Annotated in this window: 19 protein-coding genes, 1 tRNA gene and 1 pseudogene; 13 read left to right on the top strand and 8 right to left on the bottom strand. The window is 42.2% G+C overall.

All coding sequences use genetic code 11. The features are described from left to right. Positions 1–399: 399 nt before the first annotated feature. The 4 genes from CDG77_RS07300 to topA form a co-directional block, all read right to left on the bottom strand. The gene (locus CDG77_RS07300) at positions 400–1,341 is read right to left on the bottom strand and encodes an ADP-ribosylglycohydrolase family protein (RefSeq protein WP_094328731.1); all 942 of its coding nucleotides are present in this window, start codon (positions 1,339–1,341) and stop codon (positions 400–402) included. Between the two features lie 99 nt (positions 1,342–1,440). Continuing rightward, entirely contained in the window at positions 1,441–1,884 is a 444-nt protein-coding gene (gene aroQ / locus CDG77_RS07295; RefSeq protein WP_094328730.1) for a type II 3-dehydroquinate dehydratase, read from the bottom strand. 22 nt (positions 1,885–1,906) lie between these two features. Further along, positions 1,907–2,047 carry a hypothetical protein gene (locus CDG77_RS36275; protein ID WP_181154094.1) on the bottom strand — a complete coding sequence of 47 codons (141 nt, stop codon included), beginning with the start codon at positions 2,045–2,047 and terminating at the stop codon, positions 1,907–1,909. A 258-nt stretch (positions 2,048–2,305) separates the two neighbouring features. Then, a complete protein-coding gene (gene topA, locus CDG77_RS07290) occupies positions 2,306–4,954 on the bottom strand; it encodes a type I DNA topoisomerase (protein WP_094328729.1) in 2,649 nt (882 codons plus the stop codon). A gap of 435 nt (positions 4,955–5,389) precedes the next feature. Here topA and CDG77_RS07280 point away from each other — a divergent pair, with 435 nt between their 5' ends. From CDG77_RS07280 to CDG77_RS07270, 3 genes are all read left to right on the top strand, one after another. Next, the gene (locus CDG77_RS07280) at positions 5,390–5,683 is read left to right on the top strand and encodes a hypothetical protein (RefSeq protein ID WP_094328727.1); all 294 of its coding nucleotides are present in this window, start codon (positions 5,390–5,392) and stop codon (positions 5,681–5,683) included. Next, complete coding sequence (locus CDG77_RS07275; protein ID WP_442946413.1) at positions 5,676–6,890, top strand: DUF6745 domain-containing protein; 1,215 nt, start codon at positions 5,676–5,678, stop codon at positions 6,888–6,890. The genes CDG77_RS07280 and CDG77_RS07275 overlap by 8 nt, the downstream gene beginning before the upstream one ends. Positions 6,891–6,953: 63 nt before the next feature. After that, positions 6,954–8,045 (top strand): DUF6745 domain-containing protein, encoded by a 1,092-nt coding sequence (locus tag CDG77_RS07270; protein WP_094328725.1) that lies wholly within the window; start codon positions 6,954–6,956, stop codon positions 8,043–8,045. Between the two features lie 351 nt (positions 8,046–8,396). On the opposite strand, the gene CDG77_RS07265 is transcribed toward CDG77_RS07270, so the two are convergent. After that, on the bottom strand, positions 8,397–10,019 hold the full coding sequence (locus tag CDG77_RS07265; protein WP_094328724.1) for an iron uptake porin: 1,623 nt from the start codon (positions 10,017–10,019) through the stop codon (positions 8,397–8,399). Positions 10,020–10,353: 334 nt separating this feature from the next. Between CDG77_RS07265 and CDG77_RS07260 the strand changes: the two genes are divergently transcribed. The 5 genes and pseudogenes from CDG77_RS07260 to CDG77_RS07240 form a co-directional block, all read left to right on the top strand. Continuing rightward, entirely contained in the window at positions 10,354–11,364 is a 1,011-nt protein-coding gene (locus tag CDG77_RS07260; protein WP_143855580.1) for a metal ABC transporter substrate-binding protein, read from the top strand. 63 nt (positions 11,365–11,427) lie between these two features. Next, complete coding sequence (locus CDG77_RS07255; protein WP_094328722.1) at positions 11,428–12,204, top strand: metal ABC transporter ATP-binding protein; 777 nt, start codon at positions 11,428–11,430, stop codon at positions 12,202–12,204. Between the two features lie 12 nt (positions 12,205–12,216). Further along, complete coding sequence (locus CDG77_RS07250) at positions 12,217–13,086, top strand: metal ABC transporter permease (RefSeq protein ID WP_094328753.1); 870 nt, start codon at positions 12,217–12,219, stop codon at positions 13,084–13,086. Positions 13,087–13,161: 75 nt separating this feature from the next. Beyond that, positions 13,162–13,234: transfer RNA gene (locus tag CDG77_RS07245), tRNA-Phe, on the top strand. Positions 13,235–13,363: 129 nt separating this feature from the next. Beyond that, a pseudogene (locus tag CDG77_RS07240) lies at positions 13,364–13,672 on the top strand (DUF3891 family protein); the annotation flags it as partial. Between the two features lie 385 nt (positions 13,673–14,057). Here the strand turns inward: CDG77_RS07240 and CDG77_RS07235 are convergent. Together CDG77_RS07235 and CDG77_RS07230 are read right to left on the bottom strand one after the other, a co-directional pair. Further along, positions 14,058–15,785 carry an Rqc2 family fibronectin-binding protein gene (locus CDG77_RS07235; protein WP_094328721.1) on the bottom strand — a complete coding sequence of 576 codons (1,728 nt, stop codon included), beginning with the start codon at positions 15,783–15,785 and terminating at the stop codon, positions 14,058–14,060. A gap of 176 nt (positions 15,786–15,961) precedes the next feature. Beyond that, on the bottom strand, positions 15,962–17,227 hold the full coding sequence (locus CDG77_RS07230) for a glycosyltransferase family 4 protein (protein ID WP_094328720.1): 1,266 nt from the start codon (positions 17,225–17,227) through the stop codon (positions 15,962–15,964). A gap of 353 nt (positions 17,228–17,580) precedes the next feature. On the opposite strand from CDG77_RS07230, the gene CDG77_RS07225 reads away from it, so the two are divergent. Continuing rightward, positions 17,581–18,864 (top strand): RNA-guided endonuclease InsQ/TnpB family protein, encoded by a 1,284-nt coding sequence (locus CDG77_RS07225; RefSeq protein ID WP_094328719.1) that lies wholly within the window; start codon positions 17,581–17,583, stop codon positions 18,862–18,864. A 613-nt stretch (positions 18,865–19,477) separates the two neighbouring features. After that, positions 19,478–19,738: a photosystem I reaction center subunit PsaK gene (gene psaK, locus CDG77_RS07220; RefSeq protein WP_094328718.1), complete on the top strand. Its 261-nt coding sequence runs from the start codon at positions 19,478–19,480 to the stop codon at positions 19,736–19,738. Positions 19,739–19,870: 132 nt separating this feature from the next. On the opposite strand, the gene CDG77_RS07215 is transcribed toward psaK, so the two are convergent. Continuing rightward, a complete protein-coding gene (locus CDG77_RS07215; RefSeq protein ID WP_094328717.1) occupies positions 19,871–20,482 on the bottom strand; it encodes a glutathione S-transferase family protein in 612 nt (203 codons plus the stop codon). Positions 20,483–20,682: 200 nt separating this feature from the next. On the opposite strand from CDG77_RS07215, the gene CDG77_RS07210 reads away from it, so the two are divergent. The 3 genes from CDG77_RS07210 to gatC all read left to right on the top strand — a co-directional run bounded on the left by CDG77_RS07210 (position 20,683) and on the right by gatC (position 22,383). Next, entirely contained in the window at positions 20,683–21,408 is a 726-nt protein-coding gene (locus CDG77_RS07210) for an SOS response-associated peptidase (RefSeq protein WP_094328716.1), read from the top strand. A gap of 97 nt (positions 21,409–21,505) precedes the next feature. Then, a complete protein-coding gene (locus tag CDG77_RS07205; RefSeq protein WP_094328752.1) occupies positions 21,506–22,027 on the top strand; it encodes a photosystem I assembly protein Ycf3 in 522 nt (173 codons plus the stop codon). Between the two features lie 62 nt (positions 22,028–22,089). Next, complete coding sequence (gene gatC, locus CDG77_RS07200; RefSeq protein ID WP_094328715.1) at positions 22,090–22,383, top strand: Asp-tRNA(Asn)/Glu-tRNA(Gln) amidotransferase subunit GatC; 294 nt, start codon at positions 22,090–22,092, stop codon at positions 22,381–22,383. The last annotated feature ends 128 nt before the right edge of the window (positions 22,384–22,511 follow it).

Here is a 22,511-nt window from a genome sequence, read left to right as displayed (position 1 = left end):
AAAGACAATCATCAGGGAAGTTTGATCTGCTACTATTGCAACTACGGTGACGGAGGCTAATTGAAGCTGATTTGCCACAATAATTACCTACAGAATCTGTCCGAGGGTTTGCTGAGAAATTCTAGTATATATGTAAGACTAGTACACTATAACAAGGAGCAAAAGCCCCAAGTCTTATTAATTGAGATAGTAAGTGTATTTGAGCCAAGATGTGCTAATACTTTGTCAAGCTAGTTTTGAGGGTTTTTAGTCAGCACTTTAATGCTTAGAAAAGAAGGACTCAAGTTCTTACTACGAAATTGTTTAGCCATCGAATTTCAACTAGACAGACTACTAAGTTTTTTAGTTTCTGGCTACATTGGTAGTCTTCAGAATTTAACATTGTTCGGTGAAAAAGGATTAACGCGACCGAATTACACGAGGAGCTGCGTAAACCGAAAGCAAAGCCACCTCACATTCCTCCTCTGTTAACTCCCTTGGATTTAAGGCAATATCATACACTCCTGACCACACCGCCACAAATGTATCGATTAATTGTAACATTTGGGAAAAACTAGTTAGTCCCCAGACTGGAGAATTCCTTTGCAAGAGCGAAACTTGCCAATTTACGGGAATTCCACCTATACCATTATATGCTCCTGATAAAGCACCAGTAATTGCACTTGTAGCCTGTGAGCTTAGAGACGTAACTTCTTTTACTTTAGGATTGCTATTGCGATTAGCCTGCAAAACTGCAAGGCGAAAGTCTTCTAAGGTACTTAAAAAGCAGTAAAATGCCATAGCAACAATGTTACTGAGTTTTTCTTCTTTAGCAAACTCAGCTTGGGCCCTTGAGAATCCCGCCCCTTGCTCTAATAAATTCTGGACTGCTAATAATTTTTTTGGTATTGATGTGGGTGTTTCACCGAGAAAGGAAATTGTTTGGGGGATTAAGGTTAGAGGGTTGAGTTTTTCAGTTAGGGCAAGAGATATTGCATAAGCTATTGCTAGTGTTCCATCCCTTACTACTGGGTCATCCTCCCAGATTTTGAGTACAAGCAGCAAGTTTTGCCGGAGCTTAATCGGATTTTCGTGAAAAAAAAGTGCTATTGGTAGTGTGGCAATAATTATTTTTATTGATATATCATCAGTGGCTATTAAATGAAGAGATTCTTGTTGCTGACGCGCTATCCAATCATCTAAATCTAATTTACCCAACGCAATCAAACTCTCAGTTCCTAGAATTGCCATTCTGCCCAAATCTAGGTAACTCTGAGACTGCATACCACCAGATGCTAAACTTACCCCCAGAAATGCTCCAAGGAAAGTACCTCTAAACCGACTCATAGGAGAGTAAAGCATAAATTATGTTGTTAAAAGTGAGGAGTGAGGGGTTAATGAAAGATTGCTAATTCTTAACTTTACTACAGGCGCGATTCATCGCGTCTCTCCTCCTAACTCTTAAACTCTCAAATAACTCACTAATGCTTGTAAGCCCAACAAGTAACTTTGAACGCCAAAACCACTTATTTGCCCGATCGCAACTGCGGCGATGTATGAATGATGGCGAAAATCTTCCCGCCGATATATATTACTCAGATGGACTTCAACAGTGGGCAAGTTAACAGCCGCGATCGCATCTCGCAATGCCACACTGGTGTGAGTATACGCCCCTGCGTTAATCAAAATTCCCTGATGTAGTCCTAATGCGCCATGAATGCTATCTACCAAAATTCCTTCATGATTTGACTGCAAAGGAAAAACTTTCGCCTGTAACTTGAATGCTTCTTCGTCTAACAGGCGGTTAATTTCGGCTAGTGTCAACGAACCATAAATTCCTGGTTCTCGCTGTCCTAGCAAATTTAAGTTTGGCCCATGCAGTGCCAGAATGCTTAAGGGTTGCAACGTCGAGTTCAGCACTTTGGGTCTAGTGACGACGACGCGTGCGATCGTTCACAGGAATCGGAATCAGTTCCGGTTCCGGTTCAGCCTCCGGCCCTAACAGACTTTCAATTAGCCTGCGAGCTAATTCCTTAAGCTTTTCCAGCACCTTTTCTATATAGTCCATGAACTGAACGCTCCTGAGATACTACCTCAATTTTTGATTAACAGGTACGCAGAAAATGGCATATTGTCGCACTTCTGGCTTCCAATCGGGCTGAAACACAATCCCGTATTTGGGACATAAGCCACTTCTAAAATTTGGCGTTGTGTTTTCCCTTACTTTTTAGAGTATCACACTTGCAACCTACCGAACTGCATCCTATCAAGGATGGATATCAAGGGTCAAGAGTTAAAGATTAGACTTTGGACTCTTGACTTGCAATTAACCTTCTGCTGCCTTTTTTTTAGTAGCCGTCGTTGACTTAGCAGTTGACTTAGATTTGGAACTCGTTGATTTAGTCGTTTTCCGAGTCGATTTCGCTGTCGATGTCTTAGCTGCCAACAAGTTCAGCGCCTCACTCAGGGTTATATCTTCTACCGTTTGACCTTCTGGGATACTCACATTAGTTTTGCCATGCTTGATGTAAGGGCCATAAGGGCCATCGTAGATGTTAATTGTTTCTCCGTCCTCTGGATGTGTACCCAATTCACGCAAGGCTGCCTTGGACTTGCTGTTGGTGGAACTGCGTCCCTTTTTTGGTTCGGACAATAGTTCTAATGCACGCTCTAGGCTAATTGTCAATACATTGTCAGCAGCTTTCAGGGAGCGGTAGTCTTTCCCCTCCTTACCCTGGTCATGAACGACATAAGGGCCAAAGCGTCCCAAACTTGCTTGGACTTTGCTACCAGTGACTGGATGAACTCCCAATGTCCGGGGTAGTGCCAATAGACCAACAGCCATTTCCAAGGTAACGGTTTCTGGGGTAACACCTTTGAGTAGTGAGGCTTGTTTCGGTTTGGGGTTTTCGTCGGTTTTGTCGCCCAATTGGACATAAGGCCCGTAAGCGCCAATTTTCACATAAATCGGTTCGCCAGTTTCGGGATGCCGTCCTACCTGATCGGGGCCTGTGATTTTTTGTCGCAGCAACACTTCTACCTGTTTGGGGTCGAGGTCGGCTGGTGTCAGGTCTTTGGGAATTGAAGCGGTGATTACCCCCTCACCATTTTCGACTTCAATGTAGGGGCCATATTTACCAATGCGGACTTTGGCATCTAGATTTTCGAGTTCTACAGTTCTAGCTTTGGTGGCATCAATTTGGCTTTCTCTTTCTTTTACGAGGGTTTCCAGCCCTTTTTCTCCGAGATAAAAATTCTTCAAGTAGGGCAACCATTTCACTTCACCTGTAGAAATGTCATCAAGGGTTTGCTCCATTTTCGAGGTGAAACTAGGATCAACAATGTCTGGGAAATGTTTTTCCAGTAAGTCGGTGACGGCAAAAGCGGTGAAGGTGGGAATAAGAGCGTTACTCACCAAATGGGCATAACCTTTGTCGATGATTGTGCCAATGATGCTGGCGTAGGTACTGGGACGACCAATACCTTCGCTTTCTAAGGTTTTCACCAAAGAAGCTTCGGTGTATCTAGCTGGAGGTTGGGTTTCATGTCCAACTGCTTCCAGTTCTGTACAATTGGGGCGATCGCCTACTTTCAGATTCGGCAAAATTACTTCCTGGTCTTCCAGTGCTGCTTCTGGGTCATCTGAGCCTTCGACATAGGCGCGTAAGTATCCAGGAAATTCAATCCGTTTGCCAGAAGAACGGAATCCCGCATCCTCGACTTGCAATTGCACGGTAATTTGAGTTTGGCGGGAATCAGCCATTTGACAGGCGACAGTCCGCTTCCAAATCAAATCGTAGATAGCAAGTTCTCGACCGCCCAAAGCGGTTTCTTGGGGCGTGCGAAAGGTGCTACCTGCTGGACGAATTGCTTCGTGTGCCTCTTGTGCGCCTTTGGATTTAGTGGTGTATTGCCGGGGTTGGGGACTGAGATATTGTTGACCGTAAAGCTTTTCTACAGAACTCCGAGCAGCTGCGATCGCTTGATCTGACAAATGCACTGAATCTGTCCGCATATAGGTAATATACCCTTGTTCGTACAAATTCTGGGCAACGCGCATCGTGTCGCGGGCTGACAGGCGCAGTTTCCGGTTAGATTCTTGTTGCAACGTCGAGGTGGTAAACGGTGGCGACGGCTTGCGCGTCACTGGGCGTTCTTCCATCTCGGTAACACTCCAGGTTTTCCCAGTTAGGCGTTCCTTGAGAGCGATCGCTTGATCTTCATTGAGCAACAAGACATTCCGACCTGCGGTAATTTGTCCAGTCGTTGCGTCAAAATCGCTACCGTTAGCAATTTTGGTTCCTGCCAATGTTACCAACTGAGCAGCAAAGGGGGTTTTTTCCTTTGACAAACTGGCTTTCAAATCCCAGTATGTACCTTCATGGAAAGCGCGGCGTTGGCGTTCTCTAGTGACTAAAAGCCGCACAGCTACAGATTGCACCCGCCCAGCCGATAATCCCCAGGCGATTTTTTTCCATAGCAGGGGAGAGAGAGTATAACCCACAAGTCGATCTAAAATCCGCCGCGTTTCTTGGGCGCGAACCAACTGCTCATCGATTTGGCGGCAGTTTTTCAGAGCTTTTTTGATCGCCTCTTGGGTAATTTCGTGAAACACCATCCGCTTAGTCGGAACCTTCGGCTTCAGCAATTGGTATAAATGCCAACTAATGCTTTCGCCTTCCCGGTCTTCGTCCGTTGCCAGAATCAGTTCATCTACATCTTTAAGGGCTTCTTTAAGCTGGGTGACAATTTTCTTTTTGTCTTTCGGGACAACATATACCGGTTCAAAGTCGGCGTCCACATTTACCCCTAGCTGCGCCCATGATTCCCCTTTTACGGCAGCAGGAATTTCACTAGCCGACTGGGGTAAGTCACGCACATGACCCATAGACGCTTCCACCCGATAGCCTGCTGGCAAGTAGTTGCGAATGGTACGAGCTTTGGTTGGAGATTCGACGATGACGAGAGTTGACATGGAAATTTTAATAAAAAGAATAGCTACTAAGCTAAACAGTCAAATTGAGGTAATTTTTGCAAATTGTCAAGATAAGTCGCGCTTAGGGCGGTGATTTAATCCTCACATAAACTGTCTGCTTAGGAGAAAACCCTGTGAACTTATGCCCCAGTCTGTCCCAAGGGATAGATGAGGCTACGCTGGGTGTGAATTTCCAGCTATTTCAATCTTTAACTTATCTAACGCATAATTGGCGACTACAGTTTTTAAAATATCTTGAGGAATGGGGAGTAGGGGAGTAGGGGAAGCAGGGGAAGCAGGGGAAGCAGGGGAAGAAGAACTATTGATTATTACCCAATTTCCAATTCCCACTTTCATATAGCTTGTGCCAAAATTAAACCAAACTTGAGAGCAAAAGCGAAGTGGGGTTTGTACCCATGCCAGGAAAGCAAAACCATGAAACCGATTCGCCAAGGTGATGTAATCTTACTGCCTGTGCAGCAAATTGAAGGACAAAAAATACCTCACTTAACTTTGGCAGAAGGCGAAGTTACGGGGCATAAGCATCGCATTACTGAGGGAAAGGCAGAATTATACGAGAAAGATAGCACATTTTATTTGCGTGTGTTTTCAGAGACGGCATTACTAGCTCATGAGGAGCATAAAGCTATTTCTATTCCCCAAGGTGACTGGATGGTGAAAATTCAGAGGGAATACGAGCCGGAAGGGTGGCGTTATGTCGCTGATTGAAAAGTTAACGCCTGAGCAAGAGGCTTTGATTCCAGTTTATCGGGAAAAGTGGAGAGCGATCGCGCTTTCAACTGAGCGGATTGATCGTGAAAAAGCCTCTGAAGCCTTAAAAGTTGCTTATGCTGCCTTTGGCTTTGAAGTACCTGAGATTATCTTTTGTGATAGTCCGTATGCTGCTTTCAGTGAGATGTTTCTAAATAAATTTGACCAATTAATACAAAAATTGGAATTTCCTATTATTAGCAGATTAAATAAATCATCTGTAAGCCGAATAAAAAAGCAAGAAAAAGTTTTTCAGCCTCTACCAGAACTCCTCGGTAAGCAAATAGACTTTTTTCATGAAGTAATGAATTTACCAATATTTCAGACAATAGATACCAAAATATTATATAATTGTCTTTATTTGGAATTGGATAGTAATGGTTGGGATTACGGGCATGGACTATTATATACACATCTCCAACCTGAACTCATTACCAAAATATATGAAAAGTTACATCAACCTGGGACAAAACTACATAACCGGATTGGAAAGCGATTGTGGTTTTTTCTAAGAAAAAGTTTAGGTTCTCATATAGGGAACGTTTATTGGAAATCCTGGCAACCAGATAAAAATGCTACAGTAGCTAGTGTATATGATTTTTATTTTAAGGTTTTAAATTTTGATTATGATGTGAAAAAATTCCAGCACTATCAATCATTGATTATAGAATGTGGCTGGATTTTTGCTTTTGAAAAAGTAGCAATTATCTGCGATCGCCCCCTTCACCTACGCTTCGACAATCAAAATCGCCTCCACGCTGAAGGCGAACCCGCTATTGAATTTATTGATGGATATAGCCTTTACTCCTACCACGGCGTAACCTTGCCTGAAAAATACGGTAAAATCCACCAGCAGCAATGGCAATCTCAATGGCTTTTAACAGAAGAAAATGCCGAACTACGGCGAGTGTTAATTCAGGGTATTGGTTACGCCAGAATTTGCGAAGAATTGCAAGCTATTGAATTAGATACTTGGGCTGAATACACACTATTAAAAATTGATGCTGATGTTGATGAAGAAGCTATTCATTTACTAAAAATGACTTGTCCTAGCACAAACTTTATTCATGCCTTACGAGTTCCACCGAATATGAACTCAGCACTTGAAGCAATTAGCTGGGTAAATTGGGGTGTAGATCCAGAAGAATTTGGTGTGCAAACATAATTGCTTAAAGGATTTCCCCATTTAGAAATTGTTCAAATAGGTAAAAATTCTTGATTAGTAAAAATGATTTACATGCTAACACCTGAGCAAGAGGCTTTGATTCCAGTTTATCGGGAAAAGTGGCGAGCGATCGCGCTTTCAACTGAGCGAATTGATCGCGAAAAAGCGGCAGAAGCGGTCAAAGCTACTTATGTTTTGATTGGTATGGAAGAACCTGAGATAGTTTTTTATGATAGCCCGAATGCTGCTTTGATAACTACTTTAAGCAAATTATCACAAGAACTTGGTAGCGATTGGGATGGTTTGGATCTGTGGGGGAAATTATGTATTTATGAACTACCGCCTGCAAACGTATGTAACGACCTAGAGGATGAATTATATAAACAAATTGATGGCGAACTTCATTCTCTACTGAGGTTTGAATTAAAAACAAAACTAGAGATTAGTATAAATAATTGTAACCATTGCTGGGAATTGTGGAGCGAATTAGACAGACAATTGGAAAGTCAACTACAACTTGAAGTGGAAAATGCCAAGGATGACTGCATTCACTATGAAATATTAGCTTGCGGTGCAAGTTTAGATGATTTTTGTATTTCGGTTTTGGATTGTGTATACGATCCAGTGAAATGGAATTCCTTTGAGTCAGTAGTCAAAGAGTGCGGCTGGATTTTCGCAGGTAAAAATATTTGTATTGTCTGCGATCGCCCCCTTCACCTGCGCTTCGACAATGAAAACCGCCTCCACGCTGAGGGTGAACCCGCGATTGAATTTACCGATGGATATAGTTTGTACTCATACCACGGCGTAACCTTGCCGGAAAAATACGGTAAAATCCACCCGCAGCAATGGCAAGCTAATTGGCTTTTATCAGAGGAAAACGCCGAACTACGGCGAGTATTAATTGAGGGTATCGGTTACGCCAGAATTTGCCAAGAATTACAAGCAATTGAATTAGATACTTGGCAAGAATACACGCTATTAAAAATAGATAATGATGTTGATGAAGAATCAATTTATTTATTAAAAATGACTTGTCCTAGCACAAGCTTTATTCACGCTTTGCGAGTTCCACCGACAATTAAATCAGCGCGTGAGGCAATTTGCTGGGTAAATTGGGGAGTAGATCCAGAGGCATTTGGTGTGCAAACATAATTGCTTCAGTGAATTTCCCTATTTAGAGGATGTTTGAAAAGTATTTAGCTGTGATTTTAGGTACTTGTTGATCCCCCCTAACCCCCCTTAAAAAGGGGGGAACTGGAATCAAAGTCCCCCTTTTTAAGGGGGATTTAGGGGGATCTTCAACGATTTTGGGTTTCGTACAGAGATGTGTGTACACCGTAGCCGCCTGCGGGGCGGGGTGGGGTTCTTCGAGTTTAATAAGTAATCAAGCGAACATGATATAAATCATCACAAAGGCACCATAAATCGCCGTCTCTACGAAAGACTGATTATTGTAGAGACGGCGATTCATCGCGTCTCTTGCCTTAACCGAACAGTATTGAATTAGAAAGTGAATGTGGTTCTCACTGTACCAATGACGATATCATCGTTTTGATTGTTATGATCTGGCGCTGTTAGCCAGATAACTCCTGGGGTGATGCTGATATTGTCACTCAACTTATATTGATAGAAACCTTCAATGTGATATGAAGTGTCTGGATCTTTATTAATACCTGCATTGCTGAGAGAACTGCTCACGCTGGTAACTTTAGGTTCCATACCCACAATGATGCCTGCAATGTTACCTGTTTTCCCAAGATCGGGGAAAGCCAGTGTGACGGCATAGTTCCAGATTTCAGCATCCCCAGGAGTAACCGAAAGGACGCGAGCTTTGGTCAAGCCAGCCCAACCGCCAATCACGAATTTTGAGCTAGGTTGAAAGGATGCTTCTATACCGTAGGAGTTACTAGAAGCATTCTCCAATATGTCATTAGCGTTATTGCTACCACCACTACCATTGGCAAAAAAAGTATTTTTGTAGGCGTTAAGGTAGGTCAAACCAAGGGTAATTTGGTTGCTAGGCTTAACAGTTAACTGTGCCATAGCACCATAAGCACCATTGAATAGTCCAGAGCCTAGTTGAGGGTTAGCAGCATCATTTGCTAAATACCCCAAGCTTAGTTCGAGCTTATCACTGAACTCGTGTTTGATTCCGATACCAGCACCATTGGCTAGATAATAAATTGGGTTGCGAGTTCCAAAATGGGAAAGGGCACCGCTACCACCGTCCCCATCTAGGTATGGGTTGACGGTGTTAGTGAAATCATCAATTGCACCTGCGTTTGCTTCCAGGGTGATACCTGTTTTACTACCGAGAGGGAACTGATACAATAATGCATCTATCACAACTCCATTACTGTTGTTACCACCAGCAAATCGGAAGTCACCTTCTGGTGTAAAGGTAGCAGTCTGAGAGAAGGGGTCTAGATTTGTTGCCTGAAGTCGTGTTCTGAGTAAATCTTTACCCGTGAAACTGGTGTCGAGGTTCAGACGTACCCGGTCTGCGAGGACAGCATTTTGGTTGACTTCTTGACCATTAACTGTATTACCACTTACAACACTTGCGATCGCAATTACGACTTCACCATTCAGCTTGGTTGTGGTTGAGAATTGATGCGTCTCCAATTCAGCACTTTTAGCTTCTACTGCATCTACACGACCTCGGAGTGTCGTCAGTTCTGCTGAAAAGTCTGCTTGCAGTTTTTGTAATGTGGCTAAATCTTCTTTCTTAACTAAATCGCCTGTGGCTGTAGCAATCAGTTCGTTAACGCGATCGAGACAAGCATTCAAACCAGCAGCAAACTCATATCGCGTCAATGCCCGATTACCGCGATAAGTGCTATTTGGGTATCCGGCAATACAGCCATAACGCTCAACTAAAGACTGTAATGCTTGGAATGCCCAGTCGGTGGGTTGTACATCAGAAAATTGAGACACAGAAGTAACTTGTGCCATTGCCCGATCTGGCGCTATGTTCTCAGCTTTGATGTCTGGATTAGCTAAAACTTGCGGTTGATTGATTTCAGACGTACTAGATGTTTCACCTGCAAATGCAGCAGTATTCACAAATAGCAATGCACAGCAAACTGCTGGACTAACTAGCAGATATTTACAGAATTTTTGCATTTTTCTCCTCACACTGATCTCCAATTCACACCCAGAACACGTTTTTTTGAACGTGTTTTTCATAAGAATATTTGTCAGTAATCTTATCAGAAGTAAGCAAACTTTTTAACAAAAAAAGTCAAGAATTCCTAATTATTCAGAGAAAACTAAATTACTGAGGGCTGTACCATCTGAAAAATTTTGTTGTTACTTATTACACAGAAAACTCAGAATAATATTATGTGTCTTGAATGAGAATGAGAATTATTATAGTATAAATTTAGAATAAGTCTCATTGTCAAAATTCCTTTTGACAGAGGCAGGCGTTGCAGCCATTTTGAGGAGAAAACACTGTATGGGGAATTGCAGAGGACTGAAAATAGGCAGACAAAGAAGGGGCATATTGTCCATAATTGCTCTGTTAATGTTGTCAATGACTGGTGGCTGTAGCCAATCGAATCCGAATCAGGGATCAACTTCTCAACAGTCGCCGCCAGCACAGGCGACTACATCCACGCCAGTAGCGCAGTTAGGGAAAACTAAAGTAGTGACGACATTTTTGCCGATATATTTGTTTACTAAGGCAGTTGTTGGGAATGTGGCAGATGTCGAAATTCTAGTGCCGCCGGGTACGGAGGTACATGAATACCAAGCGACACCTGAAAATGTTAAAGCGATCGCAACTGCGAATGTGTTAGTAAAAAATGGTTTAGGTTTGGAGGGATTTCTGGAAAATACTGTCAAAAATGCCCAAAACGCCAAATTAGTTGAAATTGATGCCAGTAATGGTATTAAACCCTTAAATGAAATTTCACCTGTTGTGAAAACAGGGAAAGATGAACAAGATCGCGAACACCCCCAAGGTAATCCTCATGTTTGGTTAGATCCAGTTTTGGCAAAACAAGAGGTAACTAATATTCGGGATGGATTAATCGCTGCTGACCCGGCAAATAAAGCTACTTACGAGGCTAATGCTGCGGCTTATATTAAAGAATTAGAAAGTTTAAACGGTGAATTTCAGCAGACTTTACAGAAAACTCCTAGTTGTACCTTTATTACCTTTCATGATGCGTTTCCATATTTAGCTAAACGCTATAACCTCAAACAAGTTGCTGTGGTGCAAATTCCCGAAGATCAACTTTCACCAACTGATGTACAAAATGCGGTCAATGCTGTAAAAAAGTACAAAGTTAAAGCTTTATTTAGCGAACCAGGAGTAGATAACAAACTCCTAAGTAGCCTCTCAAAAGACTTGAAGTTAACTTTGCGTCCTCTGGATTCCCTAGAAACTGGCGAAACAGATCCACAACATTACTTTAAGGCGATGAAAGCTAACTTGCAAATTCTAGAAACTTCATGTAGATAAGTTAGTCATTTGTCCTTTGTGAAAATCAATGACCAATGACCAATAACCAATGACCAATAACCAATGACTAATGACATTGCTATTTTTAAAGTAGAAGGATTAACTGTCTATCAAGGTAGTTATCTCGCTGTTCGAGATGTTTCATTTGAATTATTGCCGGGAACAGATACAGCCATAGTTGGCCCCAATGGTGCTGGTAAAAGTACTCTGGTAAAAGCGGTTTTAGATTTGATCCCTCGAAGTGCTGGTACGATTGAAATATTCGGTCGCCCAATTGCAAGGCTGGGGCGTTTGCGTCATTTGTTGGGCTACATGCCGCAAAATTTCATCTTTGACCGCAGTTTTCCTATTTCTGTTAGCGAATTGGTGGGACTGGGATGGGCTAAGGAATGGAAAAGGGGAGATTTATTTTTCTCCAAGCTGTGGAGACAAGATAAAGAAAAATCGGCAGCAGTAGTAGAAGCTTTACGGCGAACCGATGCTTATCATTTACAGCATCAAGCTATTGGTACTCTTAGCGGCGGTCAACTCAAGCGGGTGTTGTTGGCTTATTGTTTGGTAATGCCTCGGAAACTGTTGGTATTGGATGAAGCCTTTGCTGGTGTTGATGTGCAAGGTTCAGCAGATTTTTACGCTTTGCTAAATGAATTAAAGCGGGAGGAGGGTTGGACGGTATTACAAGTTTCTCATGATATTGATATGGTAAATCGCCATTGCGATCGCGTGCTTTGCCTGAACCAAAGCATTGTTTGTACTGGTAAGCCAGAAATTGCCCTCTCACCGCAAAACCTGTTAGCAACCTACGGCCCAGGTTTCAGTCGCTACCAGCACCAACATTAAATGCCCATAAGTATGAATTTCTTCAATGATTGTCAGATAGCAAGGCTAGCGATCGCTAGTAGTAATGACTTGCTAGAGTTGTTAGTACTTCCCTCTATACAGCGTGCGATCGTTGGTGCTGTGTTAATGGGAATACTTGGTGGGATGTTGGGTAGTTTTGTCACCTTGCGCCAGTTATCCTTTTTCAGCCACGCGGTTGGTCATGCAGCATTAGTAGGTGTGGCCTTAGGCGTGCTGCTACAAATAAATCCTACTTGGATGCTGTTACCTTTTACCTTGGTTTTCGGGGTGATTGTCCTCTACTTCATCGACAAAACCGATTTAGGCAGCGATAGCGTCCTTAGCATAGTGCTATCTGGGGCATTAGCGATCGGTTTAATTCTCACGAGCCTAATTAAAGGATATCGTGGCAACTTGATGGCTGTGCTGTTCGGCGATATTCTAGCGATCGACACCACAGATTTGATTTTGACGTTGCTGGTACTTATGGGAGGTAGCATATTTTTACTCTCAACCATGCGACAGCAAATATTATTGACCCTTAACCCCGATGTAGCACAAGTTCAAGGTATTCCCGTCCAGTTGTACCGCTACATCTTTGTAGTCTTGCTTTCACTTGCCGTTGCCGTAGCGATTAAAGCTGTCGGCGTTTTACTGGTGAACGCTTTTTTGGTTATTCCTGCCTCTACCGCCAAATTGATGAGTCACCACTTTAGCCGCTTTCTAGTCATATCAGTGATAGTTGGTTCCATTAGCAGCATTGCTGGCATCATTGTCTCAGGCGTTTTCAACTTTGCTTCTGGCCCAAGTATTGTTCTTGTCCAATTTCTGCTATTTGTAGCGGTTTTCATCTGGTTTAAGTTGAATTTGAAAGCTGCCTAAATCTTTTTTCTCCAAGGGCTTGCTATATTCTTGAATGTTTGCTACATTTATTAATCGTGGCTCACAAAAGCCCCAGCCGGGATAGCTCAGTTGGTAGAGCAGAGGACTGAAAATCCTCGTGTCACCGGTTCAAGTCCGGTTCCTGGCATTGAATGCACTGTCTAAAGCAAAAGGCCAATGAGCTTTTTGCTTTGGCAACGTTAAATCAAAACAGCCTTTCTGCGATATATTGTGATGTTAGCCAGATGATGGGCCAAAAGCGCAAAAGTCTGTATGGGTTGATGCAGCCTATGCATTTATGCAATGGTGCGATCGCCTTTCTCTCATCCTCTGTCAGCAGAAAATACCTGACGATGAGCGGTTTTTAGAAATTAGCAAAGGCCCCGACGAGCAGCGCTACGACATCATGCAGCGTCTTGATGGCTTAGTTACTGTCAAACCTTGGCCGGATCGCGAAAAACAATTTGCGGTCAACGTCGAAGCCTGTGACTTGTTTCAAGTAAAATTTGAAAGCAGCGCGGAACTGAGTCAAGCATTTCAGTCAGCCCCCATCAAGGTTTTAGAGTGGACATTTGTTAAGAGCTAGATGCACCTAAGTGTAAAATCTATCTCAGGCGATCGCTTCAATTAAGCCCAATATCCTATCAATCACAATATATGGTTAGTGGTTAAAGACAAAAAGACCAGCCTCCCACAGCTGGTCTAGAAAATGTTTTTTGCGTTGTCTTCTCAAGAGAGTTAAAACCCAATTGCGCGTTCCCAAAATGCAACGGGCAACTTTTCTTAACAATATTGTAACAGTCAACACAGTTTTTTCCTGAATATTCATCAAAAAAAGATATGAGCAAAACTTAAAAGCCTCTATCTATTAGAGTAATTCAGCAAATCGCAGGGCATAGATGGCAGGGGAAGCAGGGGAAGCAGGGGAAAAGATGTAATTTTTCATTCTGCCAATGACCAATGACCAATGACTAATGACCAATGACTATTTGTGGTTTTCCCCAGATAATGCTCTCCTGCTTGTAAATGGCAATTCCCGGTTTTGCTCCTTTGGGTTTGTAGACATGTTTTGGCTGGGTATAAACTACTGGCACTTGGTCGCTTTGACGGGCACGACTGTAGTAAGCTGCAAGATTAGCTACAAATTGCAAATCAGCTTCTTCTGCCACAGCACCGGGTTCTAGCCGTAGTAGTAAATGGCTCCCTGGAATTTCTTGAGCGTGGAACCAGATGTCATAATCCCCAGCTACACGAAAGGTTAATTGGTCATTTTGGCGATTGTTGCGGCCAATTAGTACTTCAAAACCACTGGGGGTAAGGTAACGATGAAAGTTGGTGCTGGGAGGTTCGTTTGCGCTACGGCTGCGGTATTCTGGATCTTCTAAATACTTTTGCCCAATCAACTCTTCGCGAATTTCTTCTAAAGCTCGTAAATCTTCAGATGTTTGGTAGGTATCTATCTGAGCGATCGCAGCTTCTACTTGTTCTAAATACTCAATTTCTGTCTGTACTTCTAACAGTAGCGGTTCAACAGCAGAACGAGCGCGTTTAAGCTTTTGGTGCTGTTTGTAAAGACTTTGGGCATTTTGGACGGCATTTTTCTCTGGCAACAGAGCGATCGCTACTGGCAAATTTGTCTCAAAATCAGCAAGGATAATTTCTTTCATCCCCGGTTGCCAGTTTTGCAGGTGAGCCATTAATAAATCAGCTTTTTGTCGATATTCGTCGGCTCGATCTGATTGCTGCAAGCGCGTTGTAAAGGTTTGAGCTTTATTCCGTAATTTTGTCAGAATATTATTCAATTTCTGACTTAACTGATGGCGCAATTGGGAAAATAGCTGTTGGTCAATTTGTTTACTGTAGTAACGGTTGAGCAACTCCTGGATATCTTTAACTTTTTCAACTACACCCCAACCCATGACGGTATAGCCATCTTTTGTCCAAGCGGGTTGAAATTTCTTGGAATCTAAAGCTTGCAGCCATTCTTGCCAACGCTCAAATAGCCGTCGCCAATCGTCGGGGTTGAGAGTATCGGTGGATGTTTCTGGTGCGATATTTGCTTCTAGCAGCATTAACTCTAGTAACGCTGCACTCAAACCACTATAACTTTTCAGCAATTGCCGCTTGATTGCTCCTGGCACTAAACTTACCCGTTCTTGCCAACGTTCTTGGGATTCGCTCAAACTGGGGACAGTTCCAGTCAGTTTGGGTGGTGTTTCATAAGGTTGTCCGGTTTGGATGGGACGGACACTTGATTGCTGCTGACTAACTTGATGGGCTGCGGTGATAATTATATTGCTGGCATCGGTAAGAATAACGTTGCTATATTTGCCCATGATTTCTGCATAGACATGATATAAGGCGCTTTCTCCCGGACGACGGGCAAATTGTAAATCGATAACACGCTCCCAAGGGGCGATCGCTTCAATACCTACCAGCGCCAAACCACCCAATTGGTGTATTAATTGTTGGCTAAAAGTAAAAGTATCTGGCGATCGCGGTGGCGGATCGCCGATGCAAATATGTGCAGCTTGGGGATGCCAAGAAATCTGTAGCCAATCACGCTGTTTCAGGGTGCGTAATGCTATAGCAATAGTGTAGCGATCGCGCTGATAAACCTGTTCTGTGCGCGAGGGCAGCCAGTTAGCGCGTATTTCGCTACAAGTAGCTGTAAGGGTGGTGAAGTCAACTGGTTGCATAGCCGTTCGCGTTCAAAGGTCGATGCTCAGTATACTTCTATCATCTCTAATAATGTAGGCATCCCCCAATTGATCCCATAAAAAATCTAGAGACGCAAAATCTTGCGTCTCTCTCCAAAAGAATTTATCGGTATGTAAGATGATTTTATTTGAAGTATATTAGGTTGCTTGAAACACTATTTAACAAGCAATGCAGGTTCTTTTGCTGATGGCTCTAACAATTGGGTGTAAAGTTCACTCAACTGAGTTGCGACACCATGCCAACTAAATTTGCTTTCGACACGCTTTCTGCCAGCTTTACCCAATTCATCTCGCCACTCTGGATCTAAGAGAATTCGGTCAATGGCAGACGCAAAAGCACCTACATCTTGTGGTGGCGCTAATAAACCAGTTTCTTCGTTCACTACAGTAAACTGAAGTCCGCCGACATCACTAGCCACAACTGGTGTACCGCTTGCCATTGCTTCGATGGCGACCAGTCCAAAGGGTTCGTAATGACTAGGAACAACGCAGACATCGGCAGCTGCGTAGTAAGTTGGTAAAATATCTTGACCGAGACGGCCAGGAAAGATGGTTAAGTCAGTGATTCCTAAGTCTTGAACGATTTGCTCAATGCGATCGCGCTCAATGCCGTCGCTGTTACCTGGAGTACTACCACCACCAATAATTAGCTGGAGATTCTTAGAGTCACGCAGCCCAGACTCGTTTACTGCACGCACTAGGGTTTCTATACCTTTGCGTTGGTCAAAACGTCCTACATATAATACAACTTTGGCATCTTTGGCGATTTCCATTTCAGCCCTGGCTGCTTCTCGCCCAATGGAACCAAACCGTTGAATATCTGTGCCGCAGGGAATGATATCGATGTTACCTTCAGTGGAAACTAGCGATCGCATGTGTTGCTGTTCTTGCGGACTTGTCGCCACAATTCGCTCTGCTGTTTCTAACACCTGTTTTTCCACAGCTAATCGCTGACTAGCAATTAGAGGAATATCTTCTATAGTATTGTACTTGACTGCTCCTAGTGAGTGGTAAGTATGAACCTGCTTACTCTCTTGGATTTTCTTTAACTCCATTCCCACCCAACTAGAGAGCCAATAGTTAGTGTGAACTAACTGGTATGTAATCTCATTTTTTACTTGAAATTTGAGGAAATTATCCACAAATTCTGGCAGATATTCAAAAATTTCATCTCGTGGCACAAACTCAAGAGGCCCAGCTTTTAAACGAATAGTTCGACAATTGTCGCTATGCTTAACAATTGAGCCTTGCTCCAGACTCGCCTTGCGGGTAAACATATCAACTTGCCATCCCAGCTGCGCTAGTGCTTCACCCACTTGGCGCACATAAACATTTTGTCCCCCAGCTTCTTCTTTCCCTATTTCAATCGCCGGATCTCCGTGGACGGAAATTAAGGCGATACGTTTTTCGGTAGAGTTCATAGTTTGTGTGTTGCTGATTTTAACAAAGCTTTAGACTGTTCCAAGTTCGTGTATAGCACACTTACCTGAATTGTTTAGTAACCCTGATGAATATTTGTTTCAATTCAATTTAATATATATAATATATAATATTTTTTTTTACATCTTCTGCCAGAAGTATAATTTTCGGTTAATTATTTATATTTAATTTCTTTAGATAGAGGAAAATATTTACAAATTAGCCGGTAAGCGTAAAGCTCAGTGGCTTCAGCCCTGAGATATAAGCGACTCGTGCGGTTTCAACCGCATTCAATCTTTCCTAACCGCTAACTTTTTATACCAACTATGGTAGTATAAGACAGGAGGTAAGAAGGATGCTTGTTTTTGAGTTTAAAGCTTATGGGAAGTCAACCCAATTTACAGCAGTAGATGAGGCAATTCGGACTGCAAAGTTCATTCGTAATAGCTGTATTCGGCTATGGATGGATGTTAAAGATACAGGTAAAAACGATTTGCAGAAATATTGTGCTGTGCTTGCGGCTAACTTTCCCTTTGCGAATGAACTCAATTCAATGGCTCGTCAAGCTTCTGCTGAGAGAGCATGGTCTTCTATCTCTCGGTTTTATGACAACTGCAAGAAAGGTATTCCAGGTTTAAAAGCGGAAAACGCGGTCTTGGGGTCTCCCCAAGTAGAGCGATTTTCCCAGACAGGGTATCCTCAATTCCAGAAAGATTGTCGCTCAGTTGAGTATAAAACATCAGGGTGGAAGCTCGCCGACGATCGTAAATCTATAACATTCACTGACAAAAAAGGTATTGGTCGTTTAAAACTCAAAGGGACTCGTGATTTGCACTTCTACCAAATTAACCAGATTAAACGGGTGAGACTGGTAAAACGTGCGGATGGTGTGTATGTTCAGTTTTGCATTGATATAGACCGTTTTGAAAACATAGAACCAACTGGCAATACAGTAGGGTTAGATGTGGGATTGAAAGAATACTACACCGACTCCGATGGTGTAATGTTTGAGAACCCAAAGTTTTTGCGTACAGGTGAAAGGGTTCTTAAGCGTTCTCAACGTCGTGTTTCCAGAAAGGTGAAAGGTTCAAAGAATAGGGGCAAAGCTAGACAGATTTTAGGTAAACGCCACCTCAAAATAAGTAGGCAACGTAAAGACCATGCTGTGAAATTAGCACGGTGCGTAGTTCAGTCTAACGACTTGATTGCATACGAAGATTTGAGGATTAAAAATATGGTGAAAAATCATTGTTTAGCTAAGTCTATCAATGACGCATCTTGGTATCAGTTCCGTGTCTGGGTTGAGTACTTAGCGAAAGTATTTAAACGTGTCACGGTTGCGGTTAATCCGCAATACACGAGTCAAGAATGCTCTAGCTGTGGTGAAATTGTCAAAAGTGGTGAAATTGTCAAAAAAACACTATCCACTAGAACGCACGTATGTTCATGCGGATGTGTGATGGACAGGGATGAGAACGCAGCTAGAATTATACTTAGTCGAGGATTGGGTACGGTAGGGCATACCGGAACCTTTGCGCTAGACGCAAGCAACGCTTTAGGAGATGCGACCACTACTCATGCTGGAGTAATCCTGGATGAGCAAGTCATGTCTTTGATTAAAGAATCTCAGTGTCTTTAGACCTGAGAGTGTCAATTGTATCTCATACTTTTGATAGATAAAAATTATATTTTTATTTATGCAGATATAATTCCCTTGATAGACGCATTAACGTTAGTTGCACAAAGTGATAGTAAGAGTTAGGGGTTAGGAATTATATTCACTACGCCCAACAAATCTAACTACAGGAGGATGAAATTTTTGATTTCTCTAGTGGGTGTAGAGCAACCAGGAAAATAAAAAATTAACTATAAAGATAAAGTCAAGTATAAGCTTAAATTATAAGTTTTAAAGTTTACAATAAATCTCGAATGTAGCTAAGTAGCTCACTGTCAAAACTATATGTTATTTTTGCAACCCGAAGACTGTGACTAAAATTTGCTTTGTATAAACCTCTATATAATTCTCCTGGCTATTTGAAAAGTAGGTATAATTTTAAACAAATTAACTGCTGACTTCTGAAGTTGAAATTCAAACCAGCTAGCACAGTTAACTCACCACATTGAGAGCGAGTTGTATTAAGTAGTGAGAATAACTGTTAAATATTGATGCAAAATTGGGTATTTTGTTGAATTTGCGTCGGAAAGTTTCAGATTATATTTTCAATCATTAATAAATCTCAGGAGCAAATCAGGTGTTTACTTCAACCTTACTCGCTGCTGCAACCACACCCCTGCAATGGAGTCCGACAGTTGGACTGATTATCATTATTGCTAATATCATTGCCATTGCCTTTGCTAAATCTACCATCAAATATCCCAATGCAGAACCAGGACTACCCTCAGCTAATCTCTTTGGTGGTTTTGGTTTACCAGCCCTTTTAGCAAGCACCGCCTTTGGTCATATCTTAGGAGTAGGCGCTGTTTTAGGGCTACATAACCTGGGAAGAATTTAGGTTCTTACCCAAGTTAGCCTTTATTTGATGATTTTTTTGTCTCCAACCTTGAGCCAGAGAGTTAGTTCTCTGGCTCTTTACTTATTGTTACGTGGATATAAATAGCTGTTCGCTTTAATTTAATTGCTCAAGTTATGCTTGTGTAATACTAATGTATCTTGGTTGAGCTTTGACTCTTTCTATCCAAGTTTGAATAGCAGGAAATTGTGTTAAATCGAACCCACCTTCGTCCGCTACATGAGTGTAAGCAAATAAGGAAATATCAGCAATCGTGTAACGCTCTCCCACAAAAAAAATGTGAGAGGTTAAGTGTTTTTCCATCAAGTTAAGTGCTGCATAACCTGGTTCGCGTTTTTGCTTAATAACTTCACTATATTCTTCAGTTTTACCTAAAATAGAAATCCAAAATCTTAATGTAGCAATAAATGGTTCGTGGCTATACTGTTCAAAACACAACCATTGCAGCACTTGCGCTCGTAAAAAGCGGTCATAAGGTAAAAATTCTGTACCTTCACTTAGATATACCAATATAGCATTTGATTCTGCCAAGTATTTCCCTGGCTCAATTTCTAGAATAGGTATCTTCCCGTTAGGATTTTTACTTAAAAATTCTGGTGTTCGAGTCTCGCCTTTTAAAATGTTAAGCTCTACTCTCTCAAAAGGCATACCTAGTTGTGTGAATAAAAGACGTATCTTATAACTATTACCGGAAGGTAAAAAATCGTACAAACGCAGTAGTTCCATGCTAAAATACAGTTAACAATATGTTGATAAGTGAAGCTTTAAAATACAATATCTTACCAAAAAAAATTCCCAAAACCGGATAATTTATTTTAAAACTTAGCTTTTGAGTACTAGAGAAAATTATCTGAGAAAATAAAAATAATATTTGATTGAGTTCTAGATTGAGATGTTTCGTTGAGTCAGCGGTCGAGAATAAAAGTATGTGTGGAAGATTTACTCTAAACCAGTCAGCAGAAGCTTTAGCTCAAGTTTTTCATGTTGAGCCAGTTCTGAATTTAGCTGCCGATTTTAACATTGCACCGACGCGAATGGTGGCAACAGTGTTACGAAACCCTGAAAGCGAAAAGCGTGAATTTAAACAGTTGTATTGGGGATTAATTCCCTCATGGGCGAAAGATGCAGGAATCGGGGCAAAGCTGATTAACGCTAGGGCAGAAACTGTTGCCGAAAAACCAGCTTTTCGCTCGGCTTTTAAGCATCGACGCTGTTTAGTACTAGCTGATGGCTTTTATGAGTGGCAGCGCCAACAAGGTAAAAAGCAGCCATTTTATTTTCGCCTTCAAGATGGGCAACCCTTCGCTTTTGCCGGTTTGTGGGAGAGATGGCGATGCCTACGGCAACCCGAAGCGGGAACGCCTGCTAACGAGGAAGTAATTTCTTGTACAATTTTGACAACGGCAGCTAACGAATTACTCCAACCTATCCACGAGCGAATGCCAGTAATTCTAGAGCCACAAGATTACGATTTATGGCTAGATTCTCAAGTGCAAACGCCTCAAACCCTACAGGAGCTATTGCGTCCCTATCCAGCGCCAGCAATGACTGCCTATCCAGTTAGCACCCTGGTAAACAACTCTCGGCATCATAGTCCAGAGTGCATCATGCCATTAAGTGAAAAGAATGTCCCCACAAATCAGTTAAATTAACTATTGAGCCTGCTAGAGGATTGGGGAGATGAGGGAACAATGCCCAATGCCCCATGCCCAATGCCCAATGCCCCATGCCCCATACCCAGAGAAAAATATGCCTAGAACGCAAAAAAATGATAATTTTGTTGACAAATCCTTTACAGTGATGGCGGATATCATTCTGAAGATCCTGCCAACTAACAAAAAAGCAAAAGAAGCGTTTGTTTATTATCGAGATGGCATGTCGGCCCAAGCAGAAGGGGAATACGCTGAAGCATTGGAATACTATGAAGAAGCTCTAACATTAGAGGAAGATACCAACGATCGCGGCTATATTCTCTACAATATGGGGCTAATCTATGCCAGTAATGGCGACCACAATAAAGCTTTAGAACTGTATCACCAGGCAATTGAGTTAAACCCACGGATGCCCCAAGCCTTAAATAACATCGCCGTAATTTACCACTACCAAGGCGAAAAGGAAAAAGAAAGTGGAGATAACGAGGCTGGCGAAGCACTCTTTGACCAAGCCGCAGACTATTGGATTCGAGCTATTCGCATGGCTCCCAATAACTACATCGAAGCCCAAAACTGGCTAAAAACCACCGGGCGATCGCAAATTGACGTATTCTTCTAAAAATGATGAGTTGGGAATTATGAATCATTCACTCCTAACTCCTCACTCCTAACTAAAAAAATATGATTGACCAAGAACAAGTCCATAAAGTAGCTAATCTTGCTCGTTTAGAATTGACTCCAGAAGAAGAGGAACAATTCACTACCCAGTTAGGAAGTATTCTGGATTATATTCAACAGTTGGATGAACTTGATGTCAGTAATGTGCCCCCAACAACACGGGCAATTGATGTCAGTAATATTACACGAGAGGATCGATTGCAACCCTATCCTGACCGGGAAAGCATTCTTAACAGTGCGCCTGAACAGGAAGGCGAATTTTTCAAAGTTCCCAAAATCCTTAACAGCAATGATTAAGTAACAAGATTGGAGAGCCAAGAAAATCATTGTAAGCTGTAGGGGAGACAGGATAAGCTAAAGCATCCTTCGCCCCTACCTCAGCGCCCATTCCAAAATAAGTAGATATAAATTCTAGTTTACTTCGC

The sequence above is a fragment of the Nostoc sp. 'Peltigera membranacea cyanobiont' 213 genome, from assembly GCF_002245975.1.
Classification (GTDB): domain Bacteria; phylum Cyanobacteriota; class Cyanobacteriia; order Cyanobacteriales; family Nostocaceae; genus Nostoc.
This window is presented reverse-complemented; position numbering and strand designations above follow the sequence as displayed.

What these genes read in the sequence shown, in the direction of transcription:
- CDG77_RS07300 (WP_094328731.1), bottom strand. Translation starts at nt 1,341, where the DNA reads ATGCTTTACTCTCCTATGAGTCGGTTTAGAGGTACTTTCCTTGGAGCA.
- CDG77_RS36275 (WP_181154094.1), bottom strand. Translation starts at nt 2,047, where the DNA reads ATGGACTATATAGAAAAGGTGCTGGAAAAGCTTAAGGAATTAGCTCGC.
- topA (WP_094328729.1), bottom strand. Translation starts at nt 4,954, where the DNA reads ATGTCAACTCTCGTCATCGTCGAATCTCCAACCAAAGCTCGTACCATT.
- CDG77_RS07280 (WP_094328727.1), top strand. Translation starts at nt 5,390, where the DNA reads ATGAAACCGATTCGCCAAGGTGATGTAATCTTACTGCCTGTGCAGCAA.
- CDG77_RS07270 (WP_094328725.1), top strand. Translation starts at nt 6,954, where the DNA reads ATGATTTACATGCTAACACCTGAGCAAGAGGCTTTGATTCCAGTTTAT.
- CDG77_RS07265 (WP_094328724.1), bottom strand. Translation starts at nt 10,019, where the DNA reads ATGCAAAAATTCTGTAAATATCTGCTAGTTAGTCCAGCAGTTTGCTGT.
- CDG77_RS07260 (WP_143855580.1), top strand. Translation starts at nt 10,354, where the DNA reads ATGGGGAATTGCAGAGGACTGAAAATAGGCAGACAAAGAAGGGGCATA.
- CDG77_RS07255 (WP_094328722.1), top strand. Translation starts at nt 11,428, where the DNA reads ATGACTAATGACATTGCTATTTTTAAAGTAGAAGGATTAACTGTCTAT.
- CDG77_RS07250 (WP_094328753.1), top strand. Translation starts at nt 12,217, where the DNA reads ATGAATTTCTTCAATGATTGTCAGATAGCAAGGCTAGCGATCGCTAGT.
- CDG77_RS07235 (WP_094328721.1), bottom strand. Translation starts at nt 15,785, where the DNA reads ATGCAACCAGTTGACTTCACCACCCTTACAGCTACTTGTAGCGAAATA.
- CDG77_RS07230 (WP_094328720.1), bottom strand. Translation starts at nt 17,227, where the DNA reads ATGAACTCTACCGAAAAACGTATCGCCTTAATTTCCGTCCACGGAGAT.
- CDG77_RS07225 (WP_094328719.1), top strand. Translation starts at nt 17,581, where the DNA reads ATGCTTGTTTTTGAGTTTAAAGCTTATGGGAAGTCAACCCAATTTACA.
- CDG77_RS07215 (WP_094328717.1), bottom strand. Translation starts at nt 20,482, where the DNA reads ATGGAACTACTGCGTTTGTACGATTTTTTACCTTCCGGTAATAGTTAT.
- CDG77_RS07210 (WP_094328716.1), top strand. Translation starts at nt 20,683, where the DNA reads ATGTGTGGAAGATTTACTCTAAACCAGTCAGCAGAAGCTTTAGCTCAA.
- CDG77_RS07205 (WP_094328752.1), top strand. Translation starts at nt 21,506, where the DNA reads ATGCCTAGAACGCAAAAAAATGATAATTTTGTTGACAAATCCTTTACA.
- gatC (WP_094328715.1), top strand. Translation starts at nt 22,090, where the DNA reads ATGATTGACCAAGAACAAGTCCATAAAGTAGCTAATCTTGCTCGTTTA.